Consider the following 14,389-nt stretch of genomic DNA (forward strand, 5'->3'; position numbering starts at 1 on the left):
GCCCGCGCTAAGAGGCGCCAACAACAGGAGAGCGCCGATGCCCGTCTTTCTCGACACCACCCGGTCCGATTTCGAAAACGCCTTTGCGCAGCTGCTGGGCGCTAAGCGCGAGGACAGCCCGGATGTGGATGATGTTGTCGCCGGGATCATCGCCGATGTGCGCAGCAAGGGCGACGCGGCGGTGCTGGCGCTGACGGCGAAATTCGACCGGTTGGCTCTGACGGCGGACACGATGCGGTTTTCTGAAGGAGAGATCGAGGCGGAATGCGCCCGCGTGCCAGAGGCCGAGCGCGCGGCATTGGAGCAGGCGGCGGAGCGCATCCGCGCCTATCACGTCCGCCAGATGCCCGATGATGCGCGCTGGACCGACCCCGAAGGCGCTTCGCTCGGCTGGCGCTGGACGCCCGTTTCGGCGGCGGGGCTGTACGTGCCGGGGGGGCTGGCCTCCTATCCGTCCTCGGTTCTGATGAACGCGATCCCGGCCAAGGTGGCGGGGGTCGAGCGGCTGGCAATCTGTGTGCCGACGCCGGACGGGGTGGTGAACCCCGCCGTCTTGCTGGCGGCGCGCATTGCGGGCGTGGACGAGATCTATCGCATCGGCGGCGCGCAGGCGATTGCCGCGCTGGCCTATGGCACAGAAACCATCGCCCCTGTGGACAAGATCACCGGGCCGGGCAATGCCTTTGTCGCCGCCGCGAAACGTCGCGTCTTTGGCAAGGTGGGCATCGACATGATCGCAGGCCCGTCGGAAATCCTCGTGATCGCGGACGCGGAGAATGACCCGGACTGGATCGCGCTCGACCTGATGAGCCAAGCCGAACACGACGAGAGCGCGCAGTCGCTGCTGATCACCACCGATGCGGGGTTTGGTCAGGCGGTGGCCGAGGCGGTGGACAAGCGGCTGGAAACGTTGGAACGCCGCGCAATTGCGGGCGCGTCGTGGCGCGACTTCGGTGCAGTGATCACCGTGCGCGATCTTGACGAGGCGGCGGCGCTGTCCAATCGCATCGCGCCCGAGCACCTCGAATTGTGCGTCGCCGACCCCGAGGCGCTGGCGGACAAATGCGTCCATGCGGGGGCGATCTTTCTCGGGCAATGGACGCCCGAGGCCATCGGCGACTATGTCGGCGGCCCGAACCACGTGCTGCCCACCGCGCGTTCGGCGCGGTTCTCGTCCGGCCTGTCGGTGATGGATTTCCTGAAACGGACGACTTTGGCGAAAATGACCCCCGAAGCGCTCCGCGCCATCGGTCCGGCTGCCGAAACGCTCGCCAAATCCGAAAGCCTCGAAGCCCACGGGCTGAGCGTCACCGCCCGGCTGGACCGGCTGAATCGCTAGCGGCCCACGATGCAAGGCGCTTCGAAGCGCCTTGGAGCAAGCGCTTTCGAAAGCGCTTGGAACGCGTCTTCGAAGACGCGTGGACCAAGGCCCTTCGAAGGGCCTTGCGCGCCCCGGAATGCTGCGCTGCGGCAAAAGTCGCATTGCGCGCATACATTCCCCTTGCTAGCCTTGTCCCGTCAGTCAAGGATCGCGCCCATGAGCCGTATCGCACATATCCAGTTGGACGATGCCAACTTGCCGCCGCCCACGCCGGAGATCGAGCAGGAGCGCCGTGTCGCCATGTTCGACCTGATGGAGGAGAACTCCTTCTCCCTGCCGAATCGCGATGACCGCGTTGTGCCGTCGGGCCCCTACAACCTGTCCCTGTCGATCCGCGACAAGCGGCTGGTCTTCGATGTCACCACCGAAGGCGCGGAAAAGGCGGCGGAATTCCACCTCTCGCTCAGCCCGTTCCGGCAGGTGGTCAAGGACTACTTCCAGATCTGCAAAAGCTATTTCGACGCGGTCAAGACCCTGCCACCCAGCCAGATCGAAACGATCGACATGGCCCGGCGCGGCATCCACAACGAGGGCGCGCGCATCCTGCAGGAACGGCTCGAGGGCAAGGCCGACCTCGACGACGCCACCGCACGGCGTCTCTTTACCCTCATCTGCGTGCTGCATTTCGGGGGCTGATCTTTGGGGAAACTGCCTCAGTCCGTGCTGTTCTGCTGCGATCACAACGCGGTTCGCTCACCGATGGCCGAGGGCCTGATGAAGCAGCGGTTTGGCACCGATGTCTACGTGCAGTCGGTAGGCGTCAAGAACGACCTCGAGATCGACGGATTTGCCATCGCGGTCTGCGACGAGATCGGCGTCGAGCTGTCGCGTCACCAGTCGCGGTCCTTCGAGGAAATGGAACAGATGGGCGAGGCTCTGTCGGGCTTCGACGTGATCGTCACGCTGTCGCCCGCTAGCCAGCGCCGGGCGCTGGACCTGACGCGCTTCTACCACCTGACGGTGGAATACTGGCCAGTCATGGACCCCACGGGGATCGGCGAGACCCGCGATCAAAAGCTGAACGCCTATCGCCAGACCCGCGACCAGTTGCTGGCGCGCATGGATTCGAAATGGGGCGCAGACGGCGCCTGAGCGGTCGCAACCGTCCTTGCGCATCCACCCCGCTTGCGGTTTGACTGCGCCCAAACAACGGAGCCGCACATGACCGCCAAAAACGTCATCACCCGCTATTTCGACGCCTTCAACGCTGGCGACACCGAGGCCATGCTGGCCTGCCTGTCCCCCGATATCGAGCACCACGTGAACGAAGGCAATATCCGCGTCGGCAAGGTCAAATTCGCCGAATTCTGCGCCCATATGAGCCATTGCTACGCCGAACAGCTCACCGACATGGTGATCTTCGCGTCAGAGGACGGCACCCGTGGCGCCGCCGAATTCATCGTCAACGGCACCTATAAGGCGACCGATGCGGGCCTGCCAGAGGCGCGCGGCCAGACATACCGCCTGCCAGCCGGATCGTTCTTTTCCCTCAAGGACGGTCTGATCACCCGGGTCGTGACCTATTACAATCTGTCCGACTGGATCAAACAGGTCTCATGAGGGTCGAGGTCCTCACAGGCGCCGCGCTGGACGACGCGCTGGATGACGTGGCGCGCCTGCGCATCACGGTCTTTCGCGCGTTTCCCTACCTGTATGACGGCGATTTCGCATACGAACAGCGCTACCTGCAAACCTATCGCGACAGCGATCAGGCGGTGCTGGTTGGTGCCTTTGATGGCGAGCGGCTGGTTGGCGCGGCCACCGGCACGCCCATGCAGGATCATGCGTCGGACTTCGCCGAGGCCTTTGCCGGGCAGGGCTACGACCTGTCACAGGTCTTCTACTGCGCCGAATCCGTCCTGCTGCCCGACTATCGTGGCAGGGGGATCGGCCACCGCTTCTTCGACCTGCGCGAGGCCCATGCCCGCGCGCTCGGTGCGCACTACACCGCCTTTTGCGGCGTCATCCGCCCCGAGGACCACCCGCTGCGGCCCGCCGGTTACGCGCCGCTCGATCCGTTCTGGCGCAAACGCGGCTACCGCCCGCTGCCCGGCGCCATCGCCCATTTCGACTGGCAGGATGTCGACCAACCGAGCTCGACGAAAAAGCCGCTGCAATTCTGGATCAGACGGCTGGATTGACCCGGTCTTCTTTGGTCCCCAAATACCTCGGGGGAGCCCGGAACGGGCGGGGGCAGAGCCCCCTCTTCGCCAACCCACAGGAGCCATCACATGAAAGTCGCCACCGCCGCCTACAACACCGATTTCCTGCAGGGCTGGCAGGACTATGCCACCAAGATCGAGGATTGGATCGCCCGCGCCGCCGGCGACGGCGCCGAACTGCTGGTCTTTCCCGAATACGGCGCCATGGAACTGGCGACGCTCAAAGGGCGAGACATCGCCCACGATCTCGAAGCCTGCATTCACGCCGTGTCCGATCTGATCCCGGACGCGGATGCCCTGCATTCCGATCTTGCGGTGAAATACGGCGTCCATGTTTTGGCCGCCTCGGCGCCGGTCGTCGACGACGCCTTTGGCGACCGCCCGGTCAACCGGGCGCGATTGTTCACCCCGACAGGCGCGATGGGTGTGCAGGACAAGCAGATCATGACTCGCTTCGAGCGTGAGGACTGGGATGTAATCCCCGGCGGCCCGTTGCGCCTGTTCGACACGAGCCTCGGCAGGATCGGTGTGCTGATCTGCTACGATTCGGAGTTCCCGCTGCTGGGGCGCGCGCTCTCCGAGGCCGAGGTGATCCTCGTGCCCTCGGTGACCGAGGCCCCCGCGGGCCACACCCGTGTGCGCATCGGCGCGCAGGCCCGCGCGCTGGAAAACCAATGCGTGACGGTGATGTCGTCGCTGGTGGGCCGCGCCGACTGGAGCCAGGTGATCGACGAAAGCAACGGGCGCGCCGGGGTCTATGGCCCGCCCGATACCGGTTTTCCGGCCAATGGCGTGATCTCGATCGGACAGATGAACGTGCCGGGCTGGACCCATGCCGAAATCGACCCGGCCAAGATCGCCTATGTGCGCCGCGACGGGGTGGTGCTGAACCGCCTGCACTGGACCGAGCAAGAGCCGCGCATGGCCCCGGTGGCGCCCGAGCGCCTGCGCTAGGCCTGCGGCATCATAAGGCTTGAAAAATTGGGCAAACGGGACCATATGGTAGCTCGCCCGGATTTCGAGTCCGGGGAAGTGACTAAGGAGAGACCATGGCCAAGGAAGATACGCTCGAATTTCCCGGTGTCGTGAAGGAACTCCTGCCGAATGCGACGTTTCGGGTCGAGCTTGAGAACGGCCATGAAATCATAGCACATACGGCAGGCAAGATGCGCAAGAACCGCATCCGTGTTCTGGCTGGCGACAAGGTTCAGGTGGAAATGACGCCCTACGATCTGACCAAGGGGCGGATCAACTACCGCTTCAAGTAAGCGAATTGCGGCCCTGAACCAGGGCGAAGGCGCCGGGTCGTTGCCCGGCGCTTTTTTATGTGCTTGGGTTTCGGTAGGATGGGTGATCACCCATCCTACATGGATTTGGCTCAGGGTGGGGTAGGATGGGTGATCACCCATCCTACTTGAAATTGCGCGACACGAGAAGATCGGCTAAGCGGCGGACATGACTGACACACCTCGCCTTATCCTCGGCTCCGGCAGCCCGCGCCGCCGTGAGCTTCTGGCCCAGCTGGGCATCACCGCCGCCGACATCCGGCCGCCAGAGATCGACGAGGATCCGCGCAAGGGCGAGGAACCGCGCCCCTATTGCATCCGTCTCGCCCGGGAAAAGGCGCAGGCCATTCCCGCCGAGCCCGACGAGATCGTCCTCTCCGCCGACACCACCGTCGCGCTGGGCCGCCGCATCCTCGGCAAGCCCGCCGACGAAAAGGAGGCCGCCGACTTTCTGACCCGGCTGTCAGGCCGCCGGCATCGTGTGATCACCGCTGTCGCCGTGCGCCGGGGCGACCGGATATGGGAACGCGACGTCGTCACCGCGGTCAAGATGAAGAGCCTCTCGAACGAGGAACTCAACGCCTATCTCGCCTCCGGCGACTGGCGCGGCAAGGCGGGGGGCTATGGCATTCAGGGCCCTGCCGGGGCCCTCATCCCTTGGATCAATGGCAGTTTCACCGCCGTGGTGGGCCTGCCTTTGGCCGAGACCGCGCAACTGTTGACCGCGGCTGGCTACCCGCTTTGGAAGGATCGCTCATGAAGGGCAATGTCATCGCGTTGGATCACGTGAACGGCCGCGAGGCCGCGGCTCTCATGGTCGACGGCCAGCTTTACGACGTGCTGATCGACGCCGACCTGCCGCGCCCCGGCGCGATCTATCGCGCCATCGCCGACCGCCCCGTCAAGGGGCAGGGCGGCATGTTCCTGACCACGCCGGACGGCACCGCCTTTCTGCGGCAGGTCAAGGGGCTGCGCGCAGGTGAACCGCTGATCGTGCAGGTCACGGGCTATGCCGAACCGGGCAAGGCCATCCCCGTCACCCAGCGCCTGCTGTTCAAGTCGCGCTACGCCATCGTCACCCCCGGCGCGCCGGGCATCAACATCTCGCGCCAGATCCGCGACGAGGAGGTCCGCGAGGAACTGCTCGCCATCGCCCATGACGCGCTGACCGAAACCCAGCTGCCCGAGGGCGCGGGCCTGATCCTGCGCTCATCCTGCCATCCGGACGAGGCCGACACGATCATGGACGACATCCTGTCCATGGCGACGCTGGCCAGCACCGTTCTGTCCGACAGCGGCACCACGCCCGAGCTTCTGGTCGAGGGCGACGGGCCACACGCGCTCGCGTGGCGCGAATGGACCGACCCGGCACAGGTCGACCCGGAACCCGGCTCCTTCGACAGCCACGGCGTCACCGACGCGCTCGAAGATCTGGCCTATGACCGCGTCGCCCTGCCGGGCGGCTACACGATGATCATCGAGCCGACCTCGGCGCTGGTGGCCATCGACGTCAATACCGGCAACGACACCTCTCCGGCTGCGGGGCTGAAGGCGAACATGGCCGCCATGCGCGACCTGCCGCGCCAGCTGCGCCTGCGCGGCCTCGGCGGACAGATCGTCATCGACCCGGCCCCCTGCGCGAAGAAGGACCGTCGTCAGGTCGAGGGCCTGCTGAAATCCGTCCTGAAGCGGGAACCGACCGAGACCATCGTCGCCGGCTGGACGACGCTCGGCCTGCTGGAACTGCAACGCAAGCGCGACCGCATTGCGCTGAAAGGTCTGCTATGAGCTGCCCGATCTGCAGCAAACCCAGGGACAAGGCCTATCGCCCCTTCTGCTCCAAACGCTGCGCCGATGTCGATCTGGCCAAGTGGCTGGGCGAGGGCTATGCGATCCCCTCGGACGATCCCGAGGATATCGAAAAGGCCGCCGACGCGCTCGAACAACACCTCAACGACCCGAAGAACAGGCCCCATTGAATGTTTGACGCCCCCCTGCTGGCCGAAATCCGCGCCCGCTTTGCCCATGTCGAAGACTGCCCCTTCACCGGGCCGCGCATCTTTTTCGAAAACGCCGGAGGGGCGCTGACCCTGAAGTCGGTCGTGGACACCTCGGCGCGCTTTGCCGCCATCCCCGACAATCAGGGGCGCGACAACCCCGCCAGTCAGGCGCTGGTGCAGATCATCGCCAAGGCGCGCGCCGACATTGCGACCTTCTTCAACGCGCCGGGCGGCAAGGTTGTCTTTGGCGAAAGCGGCACGGAACTGCTGTTCCGCCTGATCCGCGACGCCTGTCTGGGGGCGCGTCCCGGCCCGGTGCTGGGCTCGACCGTCGAACACCCCGCCTCGCGCTCGGCCTGCACCCGTTGGGCCGAGGTGGCGGGGCGCGCCTACACCCTGATCCCGCATGACGACGCCACCGGCACGGTCAGCGCGCAGGCCTATGCCGATCATGTCACGCCCGAGACGGCGGTGGCCACGATCCTGCACACCTCGCCGGTGACCGGCATGGGCATGGACCTGCCCGCCATCACAGCCGCCATCCGCGCCAAGGCCCCCGACGCGATCATCATCGTCGACGGCATCCAGCACGCCTGCCATGGCGGGATCGACCTCGCCGCCGCTGGCGTCGATGGCTACGTGATCTCGCCCTACAAGGTTTTCTCGCGTCACGGCTACGGTGTCGCTTGGGCGTCGGACCGTCTGACCGCGCTGGCCCACGATTCGCTTGTCGGCGGCCCCGATGGCGCGTGGGAGCTGGGCACCCGCGACACAGGGGCCTATGCCACCATGTCCGAGGTGATCGGCTATTTCGACTGGCTGGGCAGCCGCGTCAGCGACGCGACCGACCCGCGCGCCCGGCTCATGGCCGCCGCTGCCGCCATCCACGCCCATGAATCAACCCTGACCGAGGCGATGATCCACGGCACCGGGAACCTGCCCGGTCTGGCCGACCTTCCCGGTGTCACGATCATCGGCGGCACCGACAACCCCGCGCGCGAGGGGCTGGTGTCCTTCTACGCCGCCACCCCCACGCCCGAGATCGTCGCCGCCCTGAATGCAAAGGGCATCCGCACCCATATCCGCAAGGCCGACCACTATTCCGGCAATATCCTGACCCCGCTGGGCCAGCCCGACTGCGTCCGCGTCTCGCTGGCCCATTACAACAGCCTCGACGAGGTCAAGACCTTCCTCACCGCGATCCGCGAAATCCTGTCCTGAGCCAGCGGTTTCTTCTGGCCAAAAATACCGTGGGGGGAGCCCGGAACGGGCGGGGGGCAAAGCCCCCGGACTCCGCTGGACACCGGGCGCGCCTCGGGCCAGTCTCGTGCCATGACCGAACCGGCTTTTCCCAGACTCGATCCCGTGGGCCTCGACGGCCTGCTCATCCGTTTTGCCGACAGCCTGTCGGAACCGGCCAACCGCGCAGCACTGGCCTTTCGCGGCGCGGTGGACCGTGAAACATGGGACGGCGTCGAGGAAACCGCCACCTCGCTGGTCTCGACCTTCCTGCGCTTCGACCCGCTGGCCACGCCTCTGGATGCGCTGGCCGACAAGGCCCGCCACCTGCTGGCGACCCGTGACTGGTACGCCGCCGATCTGCCGCAGGGCCGCCGCCTGCTGCGCATCCCGACCGTCTATGGCACCGAGCTCGCCCCGCAGCTGGACGAGGCCGCGCAGGCCGCTGGCATGTCGCCGGACGACGCGGTCAAGGATCTGTCGGGCGCGCGCACCCGCGTGACGACCATCGGGTTTGCCCCCGGCCAGCCCTACCTTGGCACCTTGCCCGAGGCGTGGAACATCCCGCGCCAGACCGCGCTGACACCGCGGGTGCCGGTGGGCGCGCTGGTGGTGGCGATCCGGCAATTCGTGCTGTTCTCGGTGACCACACCAACCGGCTGGCGGCATGTGGGCCAGACCCATGCGCGGCTTTTCCGGCCTGACAGCGACGATCCCTTCCTGCTGCGTCCGGGTGACGAGGTCGCCTTCCCCGAGGTCTCGCGCGAGACCTTCGAGAACATGCGCGGGCAAGGCAAGGACGGGATCGAGGTGACACCGCTATGAGCCTGCATGTGCTGTCCTGTGGCCCCGGCGTGACGATTCAGGACCCGGGCCGTCCCGGCTTCCTCGCGCAAGGCCTGTCGCGCGGCGGGGCCGCCGACCGGCTCGCGCTGGCCGAGGGCGCGGCGCTGCTGGGGCAGGCGGTTGGCGCGGCGCTGGAGATGGCGGGCATGGGGGGGCGTCTGCGTTTTGACCGGGCGGCGCGGATCGCGCTGAGTGGCGCGCCGATGCGCGCCAGCCTCGACGGTCAGGCGCTGCGATGGAACGCCTCGCACAGCCTCCCCGAAGGCAGCACGCTCGAGATCGGCGGCGCGTCGAAAGGCGTTTACGGCTACCTCAGCGTTGGCGGCGGCTTTGCCCTGCCCATGCGGCTGGGCGCGCAGGGCGCGCATCTGGCAGCGGGGCTGGGCCGTGTGCTGGAGGTGGGTGACAGCCTGCCTTTGGGTGATGACCCGGGCGGGCCGACGGGGCTGTGCCTGCCCGAGGACGACCGCTTTGGCGGCGGCACGCTGCGCGTCCTGCCGAGCCTGCAGACCGGGCTTTACCCCGATGCGGAACGCCAGCGCTTCGAGGCAGAGACCTTCACCCGCGACACGCGCGGCAACCGGATGGGAGTGCGCCTGCGGCCCGAGGGCGCGGGGTTTGGTCTGGAACAGGGCCAGACGATCCTGTCCGAGGTGATCACCCCCGGCGACATCCAGATCCCCGGCGACGGCGCGCCCTATGTCCTGCTGAGCGAATGCCAGACCACCGGGGGCTATCCCCGCATCGGCACCGTGCTGCCCTGCGACCTGCCGCGTGTCGCGCAGGCCGGGCCGGGGGCGGCCCTGCGGTTTCGGTTCGTCACCCGCACCGAGGCGCTTGAGGCCGAGACGAAACATCGCGCGCGGATCGCGGGGCTGGCCAAGGCGGCGCAGCCCTTGATCCGCGATCCGGCGGACCTGCCGGACCTGTTGTCCTACACGTTGATCAGCGGCGTCACCGCCGGAGAGGAGCTGTCATGAGGGTCGATCTGAACGCCGATCTGGGCGAAAGCTTTGGGCCTTGGGTCATGGGCCGCGATGCCGAGGTGCTGGAGGTCGTGACCTCGGCCAATATCGCCTGCGGGTTCCACGCGGGCGACCCCGAAGTCATGGCCGAGGCCATGACCGTCGCCACGCAGCGCGGCGTGGGGATCGGGGCGCATCCGGGTTTCCCGGATTTACAGGGATTCGGACGGCGGCGGATGCAGCTGTCCGACGCGTCCTTGCGGCGGATGGTGCAGTATCAACTGGGGGCGTCGCTGGGCATGGCCCGCGCGGTCGGGGCGCAGGTCCGGCATCTGAAGCTGCACGGCGCGCTGGCCAACATGGCCGCCGAGGACGAGGCCATGGCGCGCGCCTGCTACGAGGCCGCGCTGGAGGTCGCGCCCGATATCATCGTCATGGTGCTGGCCGAGACCGCACAGCAGCGCGCGGTCGAGGGGCTGGGGTGTCTTTGGGCGGGCGAGATCTTTGCCGACCGGGCGTATAACGCCGATGCGACGCTGGTCGATCGCAGCCTGCCCGGCGCGGTGATCCACGACCCGGACGCCGCCGCCGAGCGCGTGCTGCGCATGGTGCAGGCCGGGGCGATCCTGCCCGAGGCGGGCGATCCGATCCCGGCGGCGGTGGACACGATCTGTCTGCATGGCGACGGCCCGTCCGCACTGGCCATCGCACGCGCCGTGCGGTCGAAACTGGAAGGCGCGGGCGTGACGCTGGCGGTCTTCGAAGGGCGGCGCGACCGTCATCAGCCGACCTGATGGCATGCCGCTGCACGACCACGCCCCAAAGGGGCGAACTGATTGATCTGTATGGAATAAAATGGTGGGCGACCCTGGAATCGAACCAGGCGTGAGTCGCCTCGAGGGAGTTACAGTCCCCTGCCACACCTTGCGGCCTGTCGCCCACCGTGCGCCGATCTTGTCGGCGTGGGGGCGGATTTACTAGCGGCTTTCATCCCCGTCAACCAGAAAATTTCTGGAAATTGCCGCGCCGCGATGCGAAGGGGGGACACGCGCCACGGGGCGCGCATGGGAGACGGCGATATGGCGAAGAAACCGAAATGGGTGGTCGAAAAGGAACAGGCCCGCAAGGCCTCGGCGGCAGAGACCGTCTGGCTGTTCGGCCTGCACGCGGTGCGCGATGCCCTGATGAACCCCCGACGCGAGAAATTGCGTCTGGTGCTGACGCCGAACGCCGCCGACAAGTTGACCGATGCCATCGCTGCAGGGGGAATCGAGCCGGAGATTCAGGACCCGCGCCGCTTCACGGTGCCGATCGATCCGCAATCGGTGCATCAGGGCGCCGCGCTGGAGGTCAAGCCGCTCGACTGGGGACGGCTGGAGGATGTGGCGATTGCCGCCACCGGCGCCTTGCGGCTGGTGCTGCTGGACCGGGTGACCGACCCGCATAACGTCGGCGCGATTCTGCGCTCTGCCGAGGTGTTCGGCGCGCAGGCAGTGATCGGCACGCGGCATCACGCCGCGCCGGAAACCGGGGCGCTGGCCAAGACCGCATCCGGCGCGCTGGAACGGCAACCCTACCTGCGGGAAAAGAACCTCGCCGAGACGATCGAGCAGTTGCAGAAGCTGGGCTATCTGGTGCTGGGGCTCGACGGCGAGGCGACCGAGACCATCGAACAGGCGCTGGAGGGCAAGCGTGACATGCCCGTGGCGCTGGTGCTGGGCGCCGAGGGGCCGGGCCTGCGCCCCAAGACCAAGGAAACCGTCGACAAACTGGTGAAGATCGACTTTGCCGGTGAATTCGGCTCGCTCAACGTGTCGAATGCGGCGGCCGTGGCGCTGTACGCGGCGCGCGCCTGACCGGCTTGTGATCGGGGGCGAAAGCCCCCATCTTCCCGACATGCCAAACACCAAGATCGCCACTTGCACCTATTGCGGCACCCGCGCGGCGCTGGTCCTGACCGGGGAGACCCGGCACGAACTGGCCTGTTCCGCCTGCGGTGCACCGCTGCACGAGATGAAGCAGCTGCACCCGGACACGCCGCCCAAGGTCCACAAGGCCAAGCCGGTCAAACCCACGAAGGCGCACAAATCGGCCAAGCCGAAAAAGCTGAAGAAGAAAAAGAGCCTTGGCCGCAAATTGCTGGGCGAGGCCTTTGACCTGATCGAGGATATCTTTGACTGAGCGAAACCTTGTGGCTCTGGCAAATGGCGCTCGAAAGGCGTATTGGGCGGGGGCAAGTCACGAGAGGTCCGCCATGTCTGATTACGAAACGCCCGGTCCGGTCGAAGCCAACCTCAAGGGCGCGATTTCCCCGGTCGAGGACATCATCGAGGATGCGCGCAACGGGCGCATGTTCATCCTCGTCGATCACGAGGATCGCGAGAACGAAGGCGATCTGGTGATCCCGGCGCAATGGGCGACCCCGGATGCGGTGAACTTCATGGCGCTGTACGGGCGCGGCCTGATCTGCCTGTCCATGACCCGCGCGCGGATCGAGGAGCTGGGGTTGGAGCTGATGTCCACCAACAATTCCTCGCGCCACGAGACGGCCTTTACCGTGTCCATCGAGGCGCGCGAGGGCGTCAGCACAGGCATTTCCGCAGGCGACCGGGCGCGGACCATTCAGGTGGCCATCGACGCCTCCAAGGGGGCGCAGGACATTGCGACGCCGGGGCATATCTTTCCGCTGCGCGCGCGCGACGGCGGTGTTCTGGTCCGCGCGGGCCATACCGAGGCGGCGGTGGATTACGCGCGCCTTGCGGGGCTGAACCCGGCGGGGGTGATCTGCGAGATCATGAATGATGACGGGTCGATGGCCCGTCTGCCGGAACTGGTCGCATTTTCCAAGAAACACGGGCTCAAGATCGGCACGATCTCTGATCTGATCGCCTATCGCCGCCGCCACGACAACCTCGTGCAGGTGAAGTCCGAAGAGGTGATCCAGTCCGAATTCGGCGGCGAGTGGACCATGCGGGTCTATGCCGACACGGCCCATGGCGACGAGCATATCGCGCTGGTCAAGGGCGATGTGTCGGGCGATGATCCGGTGCTGGTGCGGATGCATGCGCTCGACCCGATGCTGGACATCGTCGGCACCGGTCCGAAGGGTCGCGCGGCGGAATTCGGCGACGCGATGAAGCTGGTCGCCGAAGAGGGGCGCGGCGTGGTCGTGCTGCTGCGTGATACGGCGATGAAGCTGGTCGCCGAAGAGGGGCGCGGCGTGGTCGTGCTGCTGCGTGATACGGCGATGCAGCTGGATGCCTCGGACGTGTCGCCCAAGACGCTGCGGCAATACGGGCTTGGCGCGCAGATCCTGTCCTCTCTTGGCCTGTCGAAACTGACCCTGCTGACCAATTCGGCGCAGCCGAAGGTGGTGGGGCTGGATGGCTACGGGCTGGAAATCACCGGAACGCGCAAGATCTCGGAGCTGGGCTGATGGCATCGACGGAAACTCACCACACGCTGGACCGCCCGGAATTCGACAAGCCGGTCAAGGTCTTGATCGTCGTGGCCCCCTATTACAAGGACATCGCTGACCAACTGGTCAAAGGCGCCGAGGCCGAGATCGAGGCTTGTGGCGGCTTTCACGAATGCATCCAGGTACCGGGCGCCTTGGAGGTCCCGACCGCCATCGGCATCGCCGAGCGCATGTCGAATTTCGACGCCTACGTGGCCTTGGGCTGCGTGATCCGGGGCGAGACGACGCATTACGACACGGTCTGCAATGACTCGTCGCGGGCGCTGACCTTGCTGGGCTTGCAGGGCCTGTGCATCGGCAACGGCATCCTCACGGTCGAGACTTACGAACAGGCCCGTGTGCGGGCCGAGGCGGAGGGACAAAACAAGGGCGGCGGGGCGGCCGCTGCGGCCTTGCATCTTCTGGCGCTCAGCCGTAAATGGGGCGCTTCGCGGCGCGGCGTGGGGTTCCAGCCGGCGCGCGACGAATACCAGATCGCAAAAGGCACCGACACCGCATGACCGAGCTCTCCGGCAACCAGAAACGCAAGATGAAAAGCGCCTCGCGGCTGTATGCCACGCAGGCGCTGTTCCAGATGGAGCAGTCCGATGCGGGCCTTGACCGGGTGCGGCAGGAGTTCCTCGAACACCGTTTTGGTGCCGTGACGCCCGAGGGCGATGAGATGCTGGACGGGGATATTTCCCTGTTTTCCCAAATCCTTGAGACTGCGGTCAGCTATCAGGGCAAGATCGACCAGATGACCGACCGCGCCATCGTGGCGAAGTGGAAGATCGACCGCATCGACCCGGTTCTGCGCGCGCTGTTCCGCGCGGCGGGGGCGGAAATGGTGGCGCTGGACACCCCGCCGAAGGTGGCGATCGTGGAATATGTGGGCGTCGCCGAGGCGTTCTTTCCCGAGGGGCGCGAGCCGAAATTCGTCAATGCCGTGCTCGACCACATGGCCCGCGAAGCCCGCCCCGAGGCGTTCTGAGGCTTTGACAGCTGTTGCTGGGCGATAAAGCCTTGGTGAGCAGCGGAATAGGCCACGGCTTA

At 66.5% G+C, this 14,389-nt stretch carries 19 protein-coding genes and 1 tRNA gene; 19 read left to right on the forward strand and 1 reads right to left on the reverse strand.

All coding sequences use genetic code 11. The features are described from left to right. Nucleotides 1-37: 37 nt before the first annotated feature. From hisD to D8Z78_RS05240, 14 genes are all read left to right on the forward strand, one after another. The gene (gene hisD, locus D8Z78_RS05175) at nt 38-1,339 is read left to right on the forward strand and encodes a histidinol dehydrogenase (RefSeq protein WP_121634126.1); all 1,302 of its coding nucleotides are present in this window, start codon (nt 38-40) and stop codon (nt 1,337-1,339) included. Nucleotides 1,340-1,537: 198 nt separating this feature from the next. Further along, nucleotides 1,538-2,017, forward strand: coding sequence for a UPF0262 family protein (locus D8Z78_RS05180; RefSeq protein ID WP_121634124.1), 480 nt, complete (start codon nt 1,538-1,540; stop codon nt 2,015-2,017). Between the two features lie 3 nt (nt 2,018-2,020). Beyond that, on the forward strand, nt 2,021-2,473 hold the full coding sequence (locus tag D8Z78_RS05185; RefSeq protein ID WP_121634122.1) for an arsenate-mycothiol transferase ArsC: 453 nt from the start codon (nt 2,021-2,023) through the stop codon (nt 2,471-2,473). 69 nt (nt 2,474-2,542) lie between these two features. Beyond that, nucleotides 2,543-2,941 (forward strand): ketosteroid isomerase-related protein, encoded by a 399-nt coding sequence (locus tag D8Z78_RS05190; protein ID WP_121634120.1) that lies wholly within the window; start codon nt 2,543-2,545, stop codon nt 2,939-2,941. Beyond that, nucleotides 2,938-3,522, forward strand: coding sequence for a GNAT family N-acetyltransferase (locus D8Z78_RS05195; RefSeq protein WP_121634118.1), 585 nt, complete (start codon nt 2,938-2,940; stop codon nt 3,520-3,522). Before D8Z78_RS05190 ends, D8Z78_RS05195 begins: the two co-directional genes overlap by 4 nt. Nucleotides 3,523-3,612: 90 nt before the next feature. Then, nucleotides 3,613-4,497, forward strand: coding sequence for a carbon-nitrogen hydrolase family protein (locus D8Z78_RS05200; protein ID WP_121634116.1), 885 nt, complete (start codon nt 3,613-3,615; stop codon nt 4,495-4,497). 95 nt (nt 4,498-4,592) lie between these two features. Next, entirely contained in the window at nt 4,593-4,811 is a 219-nt protein-coding gene (infA, locus tag D8Z78_RS05205; protein ID WP_005978431.1) for a translation initiation factor IF-1, read from the forward strand. A gap of 187 nt (nt 4,812-4,998) precedes the next feature. Further along, nucleotides 4,999-5,589, forward strand: coding sequence for a Maf family protein (locus D8Z78_RS05210; protein ID WP_121633513.1), 591 nt, complete (start codon nt 4,999-5,001; stop codon nt 5,587-5,589). Continuing rightward, entirely contained in the window at nt 5,586-6,617 is a 1,032-nt protein-coding gene (locus D8Z78_RS05215) for a ribonuclease E/G (RefSeq protein ID WP_121633511.1), read from the forward strand. Before D8Z78_RS05210 ends, D8Z78_RS05215 begins: the two co-directional genes overlap by 4 nt. Then, the gene (locus D8Z78_RS05220; RefSeq protein ID WP_121633509.1) at nt 6,614-6,808 is read left to right on the forward strand and encodes a DNA gyrase inhibitor YacG; all 195 of its coding nucleotides are present in this window, start codon (nt 6,614-6,616) and stop codon (nt 6,806-6,808) included. Before D8Z78_RS05215 ends, D8Z78_RS05220 begins: the two co-directional genes overlap by 4 nt. Next, complete coding sequence (locus D8Z78_RS05225) at nt 6,809-8,050, forward strand: aminotransferase class V-fold PLP-dependent enzyme (protein WP_121633506.1); 1,242 nt, start codon at nt 6,809-6,811, stop codon at nt 8,048-8,050. Nucleotides 8,051-8,161: 111 nt separating this feature from the next. Further along, nucleotides 8,162-8,893: a 5-oxoprolinase subunit B family protein gene (locus D8Z78_RS05230; RefSeq protein WP_121633504.1), complete on the forward strand. Its 732-nt coding sequence runs from the start codon at nt 8,162-8,164 to the stop codon at nt 8,891-8,893. Beyond that, nucleotides 8,890-9,894, forward strand: coding sequence for a 5-oxoprolinase subunit C family protein (locus tag D8Z78_RS05235; RefSeq protein WP_121633502.1), 1,005 nt, complete (start codon nt 8,890-8,892; stop codon nt 9,892-9,894). The genes D8Z78_RS05230 and D8Z78_RS05235 overlap by 4 nt, the downstream gene beginning before the upstream one ends. Then, nucleotides 9,891-10,673, forward strand: coding sequence for a LamB/YcsF family protein (locus D8Z78_RS05240; RefSeq protein ID WP_121633500.1), 783 nt, complete (start codon nt 9,891-9,893; stop codon nt 10,671-10,673). Before D8Z78_RS05235 ends, D8Z78_RS05240 begins: the two co-directional genes overlap by 4 nt. A gap of 62 nt (nt 10,674-10,735) precedes the next feature. On the opposite strand, the gene D8Z78_RS24510 is transcribed toward D8Z78_RS05240, so the two are convergent. After that, nucleotides 10,736-10,819: transfer RNA gene (locus tag D8Z78_RS24510), tRNA-Tyr, on the reverse strand. Between the two features lie 139 nt (nt 10,820-10,958). On the opposite strand from D8Z78_RS24510, the gene rlmB reads away from it, so the two are divergent. From rlmB to nusB, 5 genes are all read left to right on the forward strand, one after another. Continuing rightward, nucleotides 10,959-11,735: a 23S rRNA (guanosine(2251)-2'-O)-methyltransferase RlmB gene (rlmB, locus tag D8Z78_RS05245; protein WP_121633523.1), complete on the forward strand. Its 777-nt coding sequence runs from the start codon at nt 10,959-10,961 to the stop codon at nt 11,733-11,735. 40 nt (nt 11,736-11,775) lie between these two features. Then, nucleotides 11,776-12,060: a hypothetical protein gene (locus D8Z78_RS05250; RefSeq protein ID WP_121633520.1), complete on the forward strand. Its 285-nt coding sequence runs from the start codon at nt 11,776-11,778 to the stop codon at nt 12,058-12,060. 73 nt (nt 12,061-12,133) lie between these two features. Further along, the gene (ribB, locus tag D8Z78_RS05255) at nt 12,134-13,315 is read left to right on the forward strand and encodes a 3,4-dihydroxy-2-butanone-4-phosphate synthase (protein WP_121633497.1); all 1,182 of its coding nucleotides are present in this window, start codon (nt 12,134-12,136) and stop codon (nt 13,313-13,315) included. Further along, on the forward strand, nt 13,315-13,857 hold the full coding sequence (locus D8Z78_RS05260; protein WP_121633495.1) for a 6,7-dimethyl-8-ribityllumazine synthase: 543 nt from the start codon (nt 13,315-13,317) through the stop codon (nt 13,855-13,857). The genes ribB and D8Z78_RS05260 overlap by 1 nt, the downstream gene beginning before the upstream one ends. Further along, a complete protein-coding gene (gene nusB / locus D8Z78_RS05265) occupies nt 13,854-14,327 on the forward strand; it encodes a transcription antitermination factor NusB (protein ID WP_121633493.1) in 474 nt (157 codons plus the stop codon). The genes D8Z78_RS05260 and nusB overlap by 4 nt, the downstream gene beginning before the upstream one ends. Nucleotides 14,328-14,389 lie beyond the last annotated feature (62 nt).

This window comes from Tropicibacter alexandrii (genome assembly GCF_003667315.2).
GTDB classification, from domain to species: Bacteria; Pseudomonadota; Alphaproteobacteria; order Rhodobacterales; family Rhodobacteraceae; genus Tropicibacter; species Tropicibacter alexandrii.